The organism is Enterovibrio litoreus, from assembly GCF_045679545.1.
In the GTDB taxonomy this organism is placed as follows: domain Bacteria; phylum Pseudomonadota; class Gammaproteobacteria; order Enterobacterales; family Vibrionaceae; genus Enterovibrio.
This window is the reverse complement of the sequence record NZ_CP166195.1, coordinates 1,271,380-1,286,674: the sequence shown is the minus strand read 5'-3', so window position 1 is coordinate 1,286,674 and position 15,295 is coordinate 1,271,380. Positions and strand designations below refer to the sequence as shown.

At 47.6% G+C, this 15,295-nt stretch carries 14 protein-coding genes; 7 read left to right on the top strand and 7 right to left on the bottom strand.

Annotated features, from left to right (window positions below):
* Positions 1–63 precede the first annotated feature (63 nt).
* The 3 genes from AB8599_RS21075 to AB8599_RS21065 all read right to left on the bottom strand — a co-directional run bounded on the left by AB8599_RS21075 (position 64) and on the right by AB8599_RS21065 (position 4,691).
* Positions 64–1,893 carry an MOSC N-terminal beta barrel domain-containing protein gene (locus AB8599_RS21075; RefSeq protein ID WP_407333688.1) on the bottom strand — a complete coding sequence of 610 codons (1,830 nt, stop codon included), beginning with the start codon at positions 1,891–1,893 and terminating at the stop codon, positions 64–66.
* Between the two features lie 170 nt (positions 1,894–2,063).
* On the bottom strand, positions 2,064–3,647 hold the full coding sequence (locus tag AB8599_RS21070; RefSeq protein ID WP_407333687.1) for a hypothetical protein: 1,584 nt from the start codon (positions 3,645–3,647) through the stop codon (positions 2,064–2,066).
* A gap of 153 nt (positions 3,648–3,800) precedes the next feature.
* Positions 3,801–4,691, bottom strand: coding sequence for a LysR substrate-binding domain-containing protein (locus tag AB8599_RS21065; protein WP_407333686.1), 891 nt, complete (start codon positions 4,689–4,691; stop codon positions 3,801–3,803).
* 380 nt (positions 4,692–5,071) lie between these two features.
* On the opposite strand from AB8599_RS21065, the gene dgcN reads away from it, so the two are divergent.
* The 4 genes from dgcN to AB8599_RS21045 all read left to right on the top strand — a co-directional run bounded on the left by dgcN (position 5,072) and on the right by AB8599_RS21045 (position 9,170).
* Positions 5,072–6,085 (top strand): N-acetyltransferase DgcN, encoded by a 1,014-nt coding sequence (gene dgcN / locus AB8599_RS21060; protein WP_407333685.1) that lies wholly within the window; start codon positions 5,072–5,074, stop codon positions 6,083–6,085.
* A gap of 5 nt (positions 6,086–6,090) precedes the next feature.
* Positions 6,091–7,029: an enolase C-terminal domain-like protein gene (locus AB8599_RS21055; RefSeq protein ID WP_407333684.1), complete on the top strand. Its 939-nt coding sequence runs from the start codon at positions 6,091–6,093 to the stop codon at positions 7,027–7,029.
* 198 nt (positions 7,030–7,227) lie between these two features.
* The gene (locus AB8599_RS21050; RefSeq protein WP_407333683.1) at positions 7,228–8,361 is read left to right on the top strand and encodes an acyl-CoA desaturase; all 1,134 of its coding nucleotides are present in this window, start codon (positions 7,228–7,230) and stop codon (positions 8,359–8,361) included.
* A 341-nt stretch (positions 8,362–8,702) separates the two neighbouring features.
* Positions 8,703–9,170, top strand: coding sequence for a GNAT family N-acetyltransferase (locus AB8599_RS21045; protein WP_407333682.1), 468 nt, complete (start codon positions 8,703–8,705; stop codon positions 9,168–9,170).
* A gap of 44 nt (positions 9,171–9,214) precedes the next feature.
* On the opposite strand, the gene AB8599_RS21040 is transcribed toward AB8599_RS21045, so the two are convergent.
* Positions 9,215–9,649 carry a GFA family protein gene (locus AB8599_RS21040; protein ID WP_407333681.1) on the bottom strand — a complete coding sequence of 145 codons (435 nt, stop codon included), beginning with the start codon at positions 9,647–9,649 and terminating at the stop codon, positions 9,215–9,217.
* 156 nt (positions 9,650–9,805) lie between these two features.
* Here AB8599_RS21040 and AB8599_RS21035 point away from each other — a divergent pair, with 156 nt between their 5' ends.
* A complete protein-coding gene (locus AB8599_RS21035; protein WP_407333680.1) occupies positions 9,806–10,087 on the top strand; it encodes a hypothetical protein in 282 nt (93 codons plus the stop codon).
* Positions 10,088–10,109: 22 nt separating this feature from the next.
* Here AB8599_RS21035 and AB8599_RS21030 read toward each other — a convergent pair whose 3' ends face one another.
* From AB8599_RS21030 to AB8599_RS21020, 3 genes are all read right to left on the bottom strand, one after another.
* The gene (locus AB8599_RS21030) at positions 10,110–10,619 is read right to left on the bottom strand and encodes a rod shape-determining protein (RefSeq protein ID WP_407333679.1); all 510 of its coding nucleotides are present in this window, start codon (positions 10,617–10,619) and stop codon (positions 10,110–10,112) included.
* A gap of 189 nt (positions 10,620–10,808) precedes the next feature.
* A complete protein-coding gene (locus tag AB8599_RS21025; RefSeq protein WP_407333678.1) occupies positions 10,809–11,210 on the bottom strand; it encodes a DUF1801 domain-containing protein in 402 nt (133 codons plus the stop codon).
* 53 nt (positions 11,211–11,263) lie between these two features.
* A complete protein-coding gene (locus tag AB8599_RS21020; RefSeq protein ID WP_407333677.1) occupies positions 11,264–12,250 on the bottom strand; it encodes a CobW family GTP-binding protein in 987 nt (328 codons plus the stop codon).
* A gap of 262 nt (positions 12,251–12,512) precedes the next feature.
* Between AB8599_RS21020 and AB8599_RS21015 the strand changes: the two genes are divergently transcribed.
* Together AB8599_RS21015 and AB8599_RS21010 are read left to right on the top strand one after the other, a co-directional pair.
* On the top strand, positions 12,513–13,898 hold the full coding sequence (locus AB8599_RS21015) for a TldD/PmbA family protein (RefSeq protein WP_407333676.1): 1,386 nt from the start codon (positions 12,513–12,515) through the stop codon (positions 13,896–13,898).
* Complete coding sequence (locus AB8599_RS21010) at positions 13,898–15,241, top strand: TldD/PmbA family protein (protein ID WP_407333675.1); 1,344 nt, start codon at positions 13,898–13,900, stop codon at positions 15,239–15,241. Before AB8599_RS21015 ends, AB8599_RS21010 begins: the two co-directional genes overlap by 1 nt.
* The last annotated feature ends 54 nt before the right edge of the window (positions 15,242–15,295 follow it).

The following is a 15,295-nucleotide window of genomic DNA, read 5'->3' as shown; positions in this document are numbered from 1 at the left end:
ACCTCATGAGACAGCTTTTAATGTTAGCGCAAAGAAATAAAGCGTTAAATTACGGCTGGTTGGCTAGAGTTTACTCAATACCACATCACCTTTTGGCACGCAGCAACAGGCCAATACCAAACCTTCTTCTTTTTCACCTGGGAACAGCGCTGGCATATCTGGCTGAGAAACGTTGCCTTCCACTAAACGCATCTTGCAGCACCCACATACACCGGCACGACAACTGTAATCGACTTGAACACCGACTTCCTCTGCTTGAACCAAGATAGGCCGTTGATTATCACCACGAATGTATTCACCTTCGATAGTAATCGACACTTCCATCGCTGGGGCGTCGTCGCCCGTTATCGGCAGCGAAAAGAACTCCTGATGACATTGTGACTCTGGCACACCCAACAGGCTGGTCAGCCCCAATGCCGAGTCCATAAAACCTTGTGGGCCACACACAAATACTTCGCGTCCTATCAGCGCAGGGATCAGTGCTAAATGTTCTTGGCTCAATCGTCCAGAGAGTCCCTTCCAACTGTCAGAAGGGCGACTAAGCAGTGTCATGACTTTCAAGCCTTTGTGCTTGGCTGCCATGGCATCAAGTTCATCCGAAAATGGTATATCGGCTTCGGAACGACATTGGTGGAAGAAGATCACATCATCAATATCGTTCTGATCGAACAGCGTTCGCAGCATGGACATCATAGGCGTCACGCCACTGCCACCCGATAGCAATAACAAAGAGCGACGCTTTGCTGCATCATCGCTAAGATGGAACTGACCGTCAGGCGTTTGCGCCTTGATCACTGCGCCTGCCTTTAAGTTATCGTGCAGCCAGTTTGAAACTTCACCACCCTCGACACGCTTAACAGAAATCGCCAAGCGCTCTGGTCGTGTCGGTGATGACGACAAAGTATAACGACGCTGCACGCGTTTACCGTCAATATCGAGTTCAATAGGAAGATGCTGCCCTGCTTTGTAAGTCGGCAATGAACCTTGCTCACTTTCAAACCAAAAGGTTTTGAAATCCTGGGCGACATGCTCGATGTCTTTACATTGCAAAGAGAGTTTCGGCGTTGTCTTGTCTTCGTAAACTTCAGCGTCGCGATACTCCAACACTTCTATCTGATCACCCGCTTTGATTTCACCTTCATTTAGCGCAATCAGATTCATCCCGAAATTCACATTGCCGCTTTTATCTGTACGGAATTGACTTAACGTTGTGATCGGTTCGCCGTTAACGCGAAATCGTCCTGTTTCTAAATCCAAGGTGGTGAAAATACAGCGGCTACATGGGCAATCAACCCGGAATACCACCGAGCCAATGCGTACCTTGGCCCATGTGTCTTCTGCAAAAGCTTCGCACCCCGTTGCCACCAAATTGGTGCGAAACTGATCCATGGTGTGCATGTCTGGTGTTCGAGCATTAAGGGCATCAAGTGACGCTTGTGAAATCACCAATAACGGGAAACCGTCGGCAAAGCTAACCTTGGTTTGTGCTTTCGATGCAAAACGCGGTGAAGATTCTTCACCCGTAAACAAAAGTTGTTTATGGCCTCCCAACAAATGACTAAACCAGGCATTGGCCGTCGACGTCGTTGAATAGGCACTGAATTCATCCTTCCACACATTGGTATGAACTTCTTGCAGCGAGAACTGGGCGTATTTCAACACCAAAGGCGACATATTCGGATGGTTTAGCGTGATCCCGTTCGCCTGAAGTGACACAGATACTTCTGTCATTTTTGGATCAGTGCGGCCAGTCACGAATTTTCCCGTGCTGTCTGCCACCATAAACCGACGGTCGAAACTCAATCCAATGGTTTCGACCCATGCGTTTGATAACGAAATCCCGCCCGCTGATTTGACGGGATAAACATTAATTTGATTGATTTTTGCGCCCACGCTAGCTCCTGCTATTAGTTCCCAAAACAGATGACAAGACATTAGAACATAGGCCCTTGAAAACGCGGCCCCTTAAGTGATCAAAATGTGTGATGTGTTACATGGGCTTTGCTTAGGTGTTCATTCAGTTTGATTCATTATGACTAGCTTTTGCTTAGATAAAACCGGAGCTAACAAGCAATCGGATTGCCATTCGACGCAATAATGCGCTGAAGACGATCAGGGTCGCTGACCATGGTTGGCAGTTTCAAATAGAGGTGATGCAAGCAAGTCAAACAGAGTGAAATACACAACATGGTCTTTTCGCGAATTTCATCGGCATCCCACCATGCCTCGCCGCTTAAGATATGGTTCCAATCATCAGATAAGCTTTCAGCCAAGGCAATGGCTTCTTTTGCATGGCCACTGACCAGCTGTCCCACCGCATTTGGGACGTCATCAGCATCTTTCCCTGCCCCAAAGATATTTCGAAGCGCCAAGATGGCGTCAAGCAACCCATCAAGACGATCGGGTTGGCGAGCGGCACTAAACAAACGCGTAAACGCTAAACGTATGCCAGTTGAATCGGTGTCTTCCAACAACAAGCTCCAATTTTCTAGCTCGTCCAAGACACCATTGGTGATACAAACAGGCTCATCCGCTTCTTTAACAGTATCCACAGCACTTTTCGCGCCTTCCAGTGAAAAGGGATCGATATGCCATGCCCACTCAGGCGCAACAAACGGCGGCGAGTCATTCAAAAAGCACATTGCCATACAAAGCGTGATATTGAGCTCAGTAGACACTTTGTCGCTTTCCGCCTCCAATACCTCGCTCGGCCAATCGTCGTCATCCAGCAAATCGCCACTGTTGATGGCGTAGGCATAGCCCGATTCGAGCATGAAACCACTGTCTTTTCGCTTCGCCATTTGACTCGGCAGTTGCAGCACATACTCCGCAATCGAAGGGGTATAGCGACGCAAAGTACCCCACTTAGTTTCGAGCTCATCAAAATCGACCAATACGGCGTTCCGAAACCCAACAAACAATGGAATTTGTGCCACTTCCCCATCTGCAACGCTTCTCGCGATTTCTAGCATTTCCAATACAGTATTGACGAAGATCTCTGCAGAAACTGGGCCACGCACTCGCATCAAATCGTAACTGTTGATCAACAGTGCGGCTGGCAGTGATGACAAAGCAATCACCCCGCGCTTGCCTTTCGAATCCACATAGTGGCCGTAGGTTTCACTTGGCTCATTGCCGATCACTTCAAACACACGCTCGAACGACCTATCTTCAATAAAATGACGATATAGGGTTTTGTGGCCAGGCAAGTTTGAAATCGCCGCACTTAAATGGCCCGAAGCGCGATAAAACAAATGAGGACGTGCGCCGGCCTTGACCAAAAACAAAGGGTAGAGCTCTGCTGCCACCGTCGCTAAGCTTCGCGCAAGGGGATCACTGTTGTTGAACGAGGGCGTGACACCACGGTTTTGACGACGCCAAACAGAAAAAATGTGCTGCCCATTTTGCAACACATGCGGAAGTCGATGGAAAAATGACTGCTCAATATCACCTTGTGATACCGCAACTGCACGCATTTGACGGCAAAGTTGCACATAAGAAGTGAGCGTGTCTTTCTGCTTTGGTGTGAGTTTTCCTTGCTGTTGTAAAACGAATCTAGCTTCAGCTTCTGAAATATTCAAAATATAGCTGACAACGCGATGCCCCATGGCTTTGACGAAATTCGGGATAGGTTCTTTAAACGGCATGACACCCCCAGCGTCAACAAACAATTGCCTAGCGCTCCTCACCGACGCAGTAGGTGGAAGCCATTTATTCTTATATCGGCAGCGCGTCCAAGAAATATAGCAGGTCATCGATCACATCAAGCGCTTTCCTAGGCTTTGGGCCCATTTCCTTTTCTAGTTTAACGAGTTATCAGCAGCAATTTTTTTTAGTGCCGTCCAAATTTTTTCACCTGACGGATGCAGCCGAGATTGATAGCGATAGGCATAATAAGAAACGCGCCGGATCAGCGCTTTGTTTTCCATCACCACCAAAGTGCCTTTTGCCAGTTCCGAATGAATGGCAAAATCAGGTAACCATGCCACACCCAGCCCATTTAGGGCTTGAAGCTTGAGCATATCCACCATTGAAGACAGAAAGACTGGCTTAAGGCTCACTTCGTGCCGCACGGTTTCTGTTTGACGCCCCATGTATGAGGTGGGTGTAAACGCCAACCAAGGCACCTTATCTTGGTCGAAGCGATAGAGAGGTTGCCCCATATTATCGGCAGCGCAAACGGGCAATAAATCCGCTGTACCTACCTTGATGTGTTCATAGGGTGCTAACTTTAGATGCTCATTGTCGAAGGCTAACAGCACATCACATTCACCCTCTCGCAATGCATCGACTGCTTCGTCGACATTCATGGCATCCACACTCAACATTGGACGAAATTCATCACAGAATTGCGCTTGAATGGATTGCGTCAGATTAAGGGCTAATGAATGCGCTGAGGCAATACGAACGACACTCCCATCGGAGTAATTCAAGGCAGAGATGTGGCTGATCCCTTCCACCATTTGATTGACCAAGGTGCGAGCGGTCACGCGGAAAATACGCCCACTGGCGGTTAACGCGACGGGAGTTTGGCTTCGATCAATCAGCTCAGCACCCACTGATTGCTCTAACATACGAATCCGCCGACTAAATGCAGGCTGCGTGATGTTTCTAAGATTCGCAGCAGCAGAAAAATTGCGAGTTTCTGCCAGGGCGAGAAAATCCTCCAACCATTTGCTTTCAATATTCATCTGTTGGCTTGTCCATCCGTGTTCTTTCCTTTGTCTGCCAAACTGTCTATCTGCCACACCCTCTATCACAGCGCACCAATACCACACCTCCATTGCACTACCAATTAGATACTGCCCCGAAAAAGACGAGCACATCTTCAATAATCGGTTGGCACCGGTCATTAATCAAACACAGATCACTTTTATGTCTAATATTGATTACGAATCGGCATCAGTGAATCACAAACGGCATTTATCACCGCTCTTGCAAGCTTCTATAGTGAATACAGTATTCAAGCGAAAGCAGTGGGTGATGACAGTCAACCCCAACTAATAACAATACACGTGCAGAGACCGCGCGTGACCAAGCATTCTGATACGTCGAATAGACAAGGAGAATTATGAACATTCCCGCTCCCTACTTGCTCATGTTGGGCGAAAGCAAAGATCCCCTTGCCATCAAAACCGCACGAGGCATTCACTACTGGCGTCCAGAAAAATGCATGGGGCAGTTGCGCTTGAACGACGATGTTCCCTCACTCAATCTGCCGGATATCGACATTCAAACCGCCGCGAAGGAAGGTGCAAAAACCTTGGTCTTGGGGATGGCAAACGCTGGCGGTGTTCTTGCACCACAATTCATCCCATTTATCGTTGAAGCACTGAACGCGGGCATGAACGTAGCGTCCGGTTTACACCAAAGATTGGCAGATGTACCTGCTATTGCTGACGCCGCGGCAAAATCAGGAGCAGCCCTGTTTGACCTTCGTCATTCGCAGCAGAGCCTCCCTGTTGGCACGGGCATCAAGCGTTCAGGAAAACGACTACTGACAGTAGGTACAGACTGCTCTGTCGGCAAAATGTTCACCACACTCGCTTTAGAAAAGGTCATGAAAGCGCGCGGTCTATCCGCGACATTCTGCGCGACAGGCCAAACAGGCATTTTGATTGAAGGTAACGGCATTGCCGTTGATGCCGTTGTGTCTGACTTCATCGCCGGTGCTACAGAAGCGCTTTCGCCTGAGTGTGAAGCCAACCAATGGCAGCTAATCGAAGGCCAAGGTTCACTGCTGAATCCAGCTTTCTCCGGCGTCACCATGGGCCTTCTTCATGGCGCACAACCTGATGCGCTTGTTCTTTGCCATGAAGCGAATCGAAACACTATTCGTCACATGCCACACATGCCGATTCCAGACATCGCCGACATCATGGATCTCGCTGTTCGATTGGCAAAACTGACAAATCCAAATCCGCGCTTTGTTGGCATGGCAATTAACACCTCAGCCCTCAGCGAAGACGAAGCCAAACGGTATCTGGAAGACCTGTCGCGCCAATACGGGTTGCCCGCGACCGATCCAGTACGTTTTGGTGTAGACGATATCGTAGATAACCTGATCCACGTCTTCGAGGAGTAACAACGATGAAGGTCTCGGCAAAAATTGTCACCTACACCTTAAAGCGTCCATTTACCATTTCTCGCGGCAGTCGAACCACAGCCGAAGTGATCCAAGTGAGTATCGAACAGGAAGGGAAATTAGGGATTGGAGAATGCTCACCAACACGTCGTTACGGAGAAAGCTTTGACAGTGTGATCGCTGAAATTGAGTCAGTAGACAACACTCAATTTGACCGTGATTCATTGAAAACACTATTGCCGCCCGGTGCAGCACGAAATGCCTTGGACTGCGCGTTATGGGATTTGGAAGTAGATAATTTCCCCGACAACTTTTCGCTGCCGAACACTATCCAAACAGCCATGACGGTGTCTATCGCTTCGCCTCAAGAAATGGCGGAAGAAGCAAAACGATATGTCGAACAAGGTGCAACCTTGATCAAAGTAAAATTGAATGCTGATTTGGTGTTTGAACGCTTAACTGCCGTTCGCGCCGTTGCGCCAGATACCCCATTGATTGTTGATGCAAACGAGGCGTGGGGAACACTTGATATTGCCGCCACACTTCGGCAAATCATGCCCTTAAATATCGCCATGGTGGAGCAACCTCTTCCTGCTGACCAAGATGACAGGTTAAGAGGCATAGCCAGCCCCATCCCACTTTGTGCAGACGAAAGCTGCCACACCGCAGACGATGTGACGTCTTTGGTTGGTAAATACCAAATGGTAAACATCAAACTGGATAAAACCGGTGGGCTAACGGCAGCATTTGAACTTGAACAAGCCGCGCGTAAAGCGGGGCTTCAAATTATGGTGGGTTGCATGTTAGGAAGTTCCATTGCCATGCGAGCTGCGCTTCCTATCGCCGCCACCGCGATGATGGTTGACCTTGATGGCGCATTTCTGATCAGCGACGACATAGATAACGGCTTGCAGTATCGGCACGGCAATATTGTATTGCGTTAAGTCATTCCCTCAATTCGTCAATTCGTCAATTCAAGAGTGAAATGTATTCAATACGTTTCACTCTTTTTTTATTCTCAAAAGGATAAAGGCGGTTAAATCGACAAAATTGCGACAAACTGTTAATGACCATCTTGACCCTTTAACAACCTCGCCCTATTCTAGCTTACATGTGTACGCTGGAATTTTGCGGTATTTAAAATGGAATCGAATCAAGCACAAAAACCTCCCGTTATATGGCTCAATGTCATTGTCTTCACGGTCACTTTCTCCGTCGCGGTCATTGGCACCCCACTTTGGGCTTATTTTCACGGCTTCGATCTGGCGCAAATCGCTATGTTTGTTGCCATGTTTACCTTCGCTGGTATGTCCATCACAGCGGGTTATCACAGACTTTGGTCGCACAAAACGTATGAAGCACATCCCGTTCTAAAAGGTATTTATGCCATAGGCGGCGCACTGGCACTTCAGAACAGTATTCTCCACTGGTCATCGGATCACCGAGTACATCATCGGCATGTTGACGATAACGACACTGACCCCTATTCAGCAAAACGCGGATTTTGGTACTCACACATTGGCTGGATGCTGCGCGAATATCAAAAGCACCGCTACTCTGATTACAGCAACTGCCGCGATCTGCAAAAAGACAACATCGTCATGTGGCAGCACAAGTACTACCTGCCTTTAGTGCTAGCGACAAATTTCGGTATTCCTATCGCTTTTGGATTACTTCATGGGGATATTTGGGGAGCCATCATTCTCATCGGTTTTGTGCGCGTTGTTGCCAGTCACCACACCACCTTCTTTATTAATTCTCTGGCACATATCTGGGGCAAACAGCCTTACACAGCAAAGAACACTGCACGTGATAATGGCATTTTGGCTTTTTTCACCTTCGGTGAGGGTTACCACAATTTCCACCATATCTTTGAGAACGACTATCGCAACGGTATTTATTGGTGGCAGTTCGACCCAACGAAATGGCTGATCAAATCAGGTAGCTGGGTTGGCCTAACCAAAAAGCTTCGTGTTACGCCACAAGATCGCATTGAAAAAGCACGCGCCACCATGTTGCTAAAAAACATACAAGCACGATTAAGCGTGACACCGAATGCTTCTCAGCGCCTTCAAGCGATTGAGCAAGAATATGATGCGCTGGTTGTTCGTATGGGCGAATACTATGAAGCCAAGAAACGCTTAATAGAACTGAAGAAGCAGAACCTTCTCAAGAAATACGAAAAGGCCATTTTGGTCCAACAGTTGCAAATCCTTAAAGGGGATTTCATTGAACAAAAACGCCAATGGCAAATGCTAACCGCGAATTACGCGTAAGCTCACAATTCCTTTTACACTGGGCAGCTTAGGCTGCCCTTTTTGATCTCTCCTCGTGTATTCTTTTTTCATGAAGAACAGATAAAAAACACTATGAGCACTATGAGCACTTTGAGCACTATGAGCACTATGAGATTACCTACCGTTTGGCTTGTCATTTTCGCCGTCGCCGCAAGCACTTTGTCTGAGTTGCTATTAAAACAGTTTGGGTTTGAATATGACGTATTCACTCAACCCTTTAGTGTCGCCAAAGTCGCTATCGACTCCGCTGTATTTATAGCCATTTTCATTTTACTCAGCTTCACTTACTTCAAAGTCAAAAAACTAAGATCAACAAAGTCATGATCACTATCCGAAAAATGCGGGCGGGCGAAGAAATGGCGCTGTGGCATCTTTTCCATCATACAGTCAGACAAATCAATAGCCGCGATTACACGCCTGAACAAATCGCTGTTTGGGCACCTGATGAGTGCAATCAAGTCGCTTGGCGTGAGTGCATGCAACGCATTCAACCTTTTGTTGCCATTATCAATGAGCAGATCGCAGGCTATGCGGATGTGCAACCCGACGGCCACATTGACCATTTCTTTGTCAGTGCGGATTTTCAAGGCAGAGGCGTCGGAAAGTCCTTAATGAAAACCCTATTTAGAGAGAGCAAGAAAAATACAGTGCTCCCTCGCTACTTTTCCTGCGTCAGCATCACAGCCAAGCCTTTTTTTGAACACATGGGCTTTCGCGTTCTAAAGACGCAACAAGTCGAGAAGAAAGGTCAGTTCCTCACCAATTACGTGATGGCGAAATCGGTGTGAATTACAGTGCTTCATTGAAGCTGTGTTTGTGAATAAAACCAGATCTATTTATTTGCCACCGTTTCCCTGCCTTCAGGAAATTGTGGTAAATCATCAGTAATGTCATACCACTGCGCGCCAAACTTGGTGAAAATATGTGCATCTGGCTTTGTGGGAATATCACTGTCTAACGTACCTAGCGTGAATTCAACCACGCTCCCGTCACTGTCAGCAGGCTCGAACAACAAGCTCGACCCGCAGTTTGAGCAGAATGTGCGTTTTGTGCCGTTAGCTGCAACATAGTCTTTCAGAAAATCGCGACCTGCTGTAAATCGAAAATTCTCGACTGTAGCTTCACCAAATGTTGCAAAAGCCGCACCGTGAAATTTACGACACATGGTGCAATGACAGTGGCCCATATTCGGCTCGATAGAATCGACTTCGTAGCGAATTTGGCCACAAAGACATTGGCCAGAGAAAGGAGCAGTTATCTTCGTCATGCATCATTCCTTTGCGAGATATTTCTTCCAATGTAACCCAGCCTTCTTTCGTCTTAAAGCCTTCTATCCGATAGATTGGCATGTCTCAAATCTAAGGCTCGACAAGGCTATTGCAGAGGCATAAAATCCCGCTCCCGCAATGAGCGAGTCTTTAAGATGAACAAGAAGCCGACTCGCATGGACGCAATGAAAAATATTATCGAACAAGTGAAGATAGAGTTGCCACTTTACGAGCCTGAGACGTTTGTTTGTGGCCCGGACAACAGCTGTATTGGTTGTCCGAAAAAGCTATTGGAGCTGGTTGATATCGAACTGTCGTATTGGGAATCTGAAATGTCTCGCGGCATCACGCCGCAGTTTGATGACATCCGACGTTTCGGTAAGCTTTGCACCAACGTAAGACGTGGGTTAGTCAGAAATAATATACTTCCCGCTTAAATGAATAAGCCCCACAGCCGTGTTACTTATCGATGTTGGCGATCTGGCTTTCTTTCATCCCTGCATTAATTAGGTGTTGAGAAGGTAAAGTATCTCCCCAGTAGACATACGCATTCTTTGCGCCAGCTTGGTAAGCCATGTCCCGGAGCGCCTTCTTTTCAATATCCGTTAATCCTCCTTCGATCTTTTCCATAGGATGCAAGATCACTTGGATTTTCGGCTGAAAAAAGGAGCGAGGTGTCACCTGTGAAATGGCATGATGAATGACGGTTTCAGCAGCAGCATAATCACCTATTAGGCTTCTAGGGTGCGAAAATGGGTTACTAACCGTCGTCCCGATATCATGTTTTAGCGCGTGCGCAGCATCACCTATAGCTTCCACACGCTTTCTAATAGGGCCCGTTTGTGTCCAGGCAATTAACGGCTGCTCATCAAAAACCCGCCCAGTTGTTCCGTTTAAAACGCGAAGACGATTTTCCCATATTTGAATATAAAGAGTACTTCCGTAAGCATAAATAAAGCGCGTAAGCATGCGTGTTCCTAGCAGACAACAGACGAAAATAGAGATGGAAGCAACATGGCTACTCCCAGGTGGTATTTCGTTTTAATTTTTAGTCTGGCTATTGTTCATTTTTCGGCGGGAACAGCAAAGCGATGACGGTTTTTTAAGTGATGATGCACAAAAAATAAGGCACAAATAGATATATTGCAGAAAGAATGTCTATAAACCCAGCAAAGGTGCGGTTTTTCGGGAGTGGTAAGTGAATGCCACACTGATGCAAAGTCGCAATGCTTCTTCCGGCGGGTGCTTGTCTAACCCAAACTGTAATTGTCGGTTTCCACGATACTCAAAGGCATCAGGCTGTACTTCTCGAAACGTATCAACCAGCGTTGTTTTACAGTTAACGTACACACTCAAAGATGAAGGTGATTGCGGACTCCAATCGATACGGATAGGCGTGCCTCCCTTCACGGCATAGCTTAGCTGTCCCCATTTAAGGCTTTCATCCACACGTTTACCAAGCGTTTTGGCCACCGCCAAGATCAACGAACGTAACGCCAGCATTTTTTGTTTGACATGGGGCGGGTAACTTTCGAACTTCGCTTGGATATCTGGTGACATGGTATGCACTCCAACGTCTTAAAAAAACCCGACAGCGCGTCGGGCAGATCAGATCACTTCAACACAAATGAGAGGAGAATCTCTTCTAACTCATCCCATGGCAATGGCGTTCGATCAATGAGTTCAACCCGAGATTCTACGCCAGATAAACTGATCGGGTTGACTGAAACGACTTGGTTAACCACATTAAATGCAAACATACCATCGTCCGTGTTCATCACGGCCTTCACTCGCTCTGCGTTTAGGTTGGCAAACAAACCATACAAGGAATCAAACGGAAATACCGAGTTAGGTTCAAATACCCAACCACAGCTAACATAGCCCTGACCTTTGTTTTCTTTGCGACGGAACACTTCGCCAGGTTCAAGTTCAAAGGGAGGCATATCATCTCCATCATGCGAGTGATGGTGAGCAAATTGCGCATCACGATCAACACGCGGAAGCATTAGCCATTCTGGGTTCAGTTGACCTTGCTCGACATAACCCGCCGCCTGCTTAGGGATTTCAGCGTTCTCCACGTAAGCATCAAACGCTGCAATGTCATCGGCAATGGACAAATCAATCTTATTCGCCACCACAACATCAGCAAGCGCCAATTGGTCGCGAAAGTTTTGGTTTTCAGTGTAGCGGGCATCGGCAAAGTTTCGCGGATCAACCAAGGTAATGGTGGCATTCAAATCGATATAATTGGCGTAGTGCTCTGACAACAGCTTGCCAATAATGTCTTTAGGATGACCAAGACCCGTTGGCTCAATTAACAAACGATCAGGGTTTTGCGCCAGCAATGCGTTGATGCCAATCGCCATAGGAAGCCCTGCCACACAGCACATGCAGCCGCCTGGCACTTCTTTAACCAAGGCACCTTGCTCACTCAAAAATGCGCCATCAACCCCCACTTCACCAAACTCATTCACCAACACAGCCCAGTTTTCATTCTCTGGTTTTTGTTTGAGCAAAGAGAGTATGGCCGTTGTTTTACCCACACCAAGAAAGCCAGTAATGATGTTTGTCGGAACTTTTTTCGTCAATTTTGCGGCCATTTTAAAATCCAATCTTACACAGCATCACGCCAATAACAGGAAGTGTATCAAGGCAGCCAGCAGAGCAAAGCGCTTTTCTTGGCTGATTAAGGAATAAATTCATGTTTTCGCTTTCGCGCTTGTGATTACTGGTTGATATTTAGACAAACGCTAACTAATTGATTATTCCTATATCACTAAAAGGGAAAGATGATTGGTGCGTTTGAGCCTAACTGATACTCTGAAAGATGTAAGAAGCAGACGCTTTTTTGAGGAGGAATGAATGCTAAATACCAACACTGCCAAAGCAGTGATTGATCATGCCCTATTTCTAGGCGCTGATTTTGCGGAATTGTTTATTGAGCGACACCACTCGGGCAGCGTAGAAGTGCTGTCAGGTGATGTTGATAAAGTTAACTCCGGCATTGATTTCGGAATCGGTATCCGCCTTTTCTTTGGTCACAAAGTGCTTTACGGCTACACCAACAGTCAAGATGAAGAAAAACTCAAACAAGTTACCTCTTTGCTCTGTGCGAAAGACAAGCGCGATCAAATCGCCAATGCCGGTGCAATCAATCTGACAATCAATGGCGATCGCCACCCTGTGACCATGCCGTTTACCACCGACAACCATGTTGAACAGAAAATTGCTTTTCTCAAACGCGTTGATGCCACAGCGCGAGCGCAAAGCGATAAAATTTCTCAGGTCATCGGTCGCATTATGCAACGCGAACAGCAGATCGAGATTTTCAACTCGACCGGTTTGCACATTCAAGATACTCGCCACTACACGCGCATTGCATCATCGGTTGTTGCCACACACGGCAACGAACAGTCAACCGGCTATGAAGCACCCGGTATGCTCTCTGGCTGGGAGTTCAACAGTCATGTTGACCCAGAGTCGCTCGGTGAAATGGCCTCCAAACAAGCGTTGATTAAACTTGGCGCGGCTGCCTGCCCTTCTGGTGAAATGCCAGTGGTGATCGGCAATGGTTTTGGTGGTGTCATTTTCCATGAAGCCTGTGGTCACCTGCTTGAAACCACGTCCGTCGCCAAAAAAGCCTCGGTCTTCCACGACAAAATGGGCGAGATGATTGCCAACCCAGTCGTGAATGCCGTCGATGATGGCTTGATGAAAAACGAGTGGGGCTCGATCAACATCGATGATGAAGGCATGGAAACCCAGCATACCCAATTGATCAAAGATGGAAAGCTAACCAGCTTTATGGTCGATCACATGGGCAGCCTAAAAACAGGCTTTGCACGCACAGGCTCTGGCCGTCGTGAATCGTACAAATACGCACCAACTTCACGTATGCGTAATACCTACATTGAAGCAGGTCATGACGAGCTTGAAGACATGATTGGTGGCATCGAACGCGGCATCTACGCCAAGAAGATGGGGGGTGGTTCCGTGCAACCGGGCACGGGGGAGTTCAACTTCGCCGTTCAAGAAGCCTATCTCATTGAAAACGGCAAAGTCACTACCCCACTTAAATCAGCCACCTTGATCAGCACAGGTCCAAAAGTGTTGAAAGAGATCAGCATGGTGGGTAAAGACTTTGAACTCGCTGCGGGCATGTGTGGTTCGGTCAGCGGTTCCGTGCCAACAACCGTCGGTCAACCTGCGTTGAAAGTCGACAATATCCTAGTGGGAGGCGGTAGCTAATGAGTCACAATAAAACGTTAGATCACGCCGTAGAGCAAGTGCTGGAACTGGCGAAAAAACAAGGTGCACAAGCCGATGTGATCGCTTCCAGCAGCGAGAGTTTCAGTTTAAAAGCTGACCAAGGTGAATTGTCGGAATATAAGGTTACTGCCAGTCAAGTGATTGGCGTTCGCGTGATCAAAAATGAACACGTTGCCATTAGCTATTCCGAATCCCTTGAGCCTAAGAGTTTGTCTCAGATGGTGAATCAAGCCCTCACCAATGCCAGTTTCACCAAGAAAGACCCGTACCAGAAAATTCGATCTGAAGGGTTAATCTTGCGCACTGAGCAACCAGAAATATTTCAGCAAGACAGCGCCATGCCCGAACAAAAAATTGAGCTGGCGTTGGCATTAGAAAGCCGTATTCGCGAAAAGCCACTCGCTAAATCTGCGCCTTACAACGGATACAGCGAAAACAGTGTCTCCGTGTTGCTAGGCAATACGCTCGGTACACGTTGTTCACACCAAGAACGCACGCTGAGCTGCTACACCGCAGCGCTGATTGATCACAACGACAAGCAAGCCATGCATGTCGCGGCTTCCATCGCACGTACATTTGACGGGCTAACACCTGAAAAAATCATCAACAATGCTTACGAAATGGCAGAAGCATTGCTGGACGGCGAACCCATCGCGACAGGCCAGTACTCGGTGATCTTCGAACAAGATTGTCTCAATGATGTGCTCGGCGCGTTTGGCAGTTGTTTCTCAGGGGAATCCGCCAAACGCGGCACGAACCCATGGCGCGACAAAGTTGGCGAGCAGGTCATGAGCCCACTACTTACCTTTAAAGACGTGGCTTATATGCCGGGTGGCTTTTCCATCAAAGCCTTTGATGGCGAAGGTTTTGCCACCGCTGACACACCGCTGATTGAAGAAGGCAAGCTGGTTGGCTTGCTGCACAACTCTGCCACTGCTGCGCATTTTGGTGCTCCACACACCGCGAATGCTGGGCGTTCAGCAAAAGGCACATTGAGCGTATCATCTCGCCATGATGTCATTTCTGCGGGAACGAGCAGTGAAGCAGATGTTACCGCGGGTGAGTATCTCGAATTGGTGGAACTGCAAGGTGTCCACTCTGGCGCAGATTCCATCAGCGGTGAATTTTCCTTTGGCGCAAGCGGCTTCCTCTGCCGAGACGGCAAGCGTTTAAAGCCAGTTCGTGGCATCACGGTAGCGGGTAATTTCTACACCATGATCAAAGAAGTTGAAGCCGTGGGTAATACCGTTATCCCGAACTACGACGGTTGTTTCTTCGCACCGCTTATTCGCTTTGCGCGATTGAACATAGCGGGTAAGTAGTCTGTCACTTGTTAAGAGCCCTCTTAGGGGCTCTTTTTTTATTGGTCAGAAACA

Excerpts from the sequence above, each read along its gene's own strand:
- AB8599_RS21070 (WP_407333687.1), bottom strand. The coding sequence starts at position 3,647 with ATGCCGTTTAAAGAACCTATCCCGAATTTCGTCAAAGCCATGGGGCAT.
- AB8599_RS21065 (WP_407333686.1), bottom strand. The coding sequence starts at position 4,691 with ATGAATATTGAAAGCAAATGGTTGGAGGATTTTCTCGCCCTGGCAGAA.
- dgcN (WP_407333685.1), top strand. The coding sequence starts at position 5,072 with ATGAACATTCCCGCTCCCTACTTGCTCATGTTGGGCGAAAGCAAAGAT.
- AB8599_RS21055 (WP_407333684.1), top strand. The coding sequence starts at position 6,091 with ATGAAGGTCTCGGCAAAAATTGTCACCTACACCTTAAAGCGTCCATTT.
- AB8599_RS21050 (WP_407333683.1), top strand. The coding sequence starts at position 7,228 with ATGGAATCGAATCAAGCACAAAAACCTCCCGTTATATGGCTCAATGTC.
- AB8599_RS21045 (WP_407333682.1), top strand. The coding sequence starts at position 8,703 with ATGATCACTATCCGAAAAATGCGGGCGGGCGAAGAAATGGCGCTGTGG.
- AB8599_RS21040 (WP_407333681.1), bottom strand. The coding sequence starts at position 9,649 with ATGACGAAGATAACTGCTCCTTTCTCTGGCCAATGTCTTTGTGGCCAA.
- AB8599_RS21035 (WP_407333680.1), top strand. The coding sequence starts at position 9,806 with ATGAACAAGAAGCCGACTCGCATGGACGCAATGAAAAATATTATCGAA.
- AB8599_RS21030 (WP_407333679.1), bottom strand. The coding sequence starts at position 10,619 with ATGCTTACGCGCTTTATTTATGCTTACGGAAGTACTCTTTATATTCAA.
- AB8599_RS21025 (WP_407333678.1), bottom strand. The coding sequence starts at position 11,210 with ATGTCACCAGATATCCAAGCGAAGTTCGAAAGTTACCCGCCCCATGTC.
- AB8599_RS21020 (WP_407333677.1), bottom strand. The coding sequence starts at position 12,250 with ATGGCCGCAAAATTGACGAAAAAAGTTCCGACAAACATCATTACTGGC.
- AB8599_RS21015 (WP_407333676.1), top strand. The coding sequence starts at position 12,513 with ATGCTAAATACCAACACTGCCAAAGCAGTGATTGATCATGCCCTATTT.
- AB8599_RS21010 (WP_407333675.1), top strand. The coding sequence starts at position 13,898 with ATGAGTCACAATAAAACGTTAGATCACGCCGTAGAGCAAGTGCTGGAA.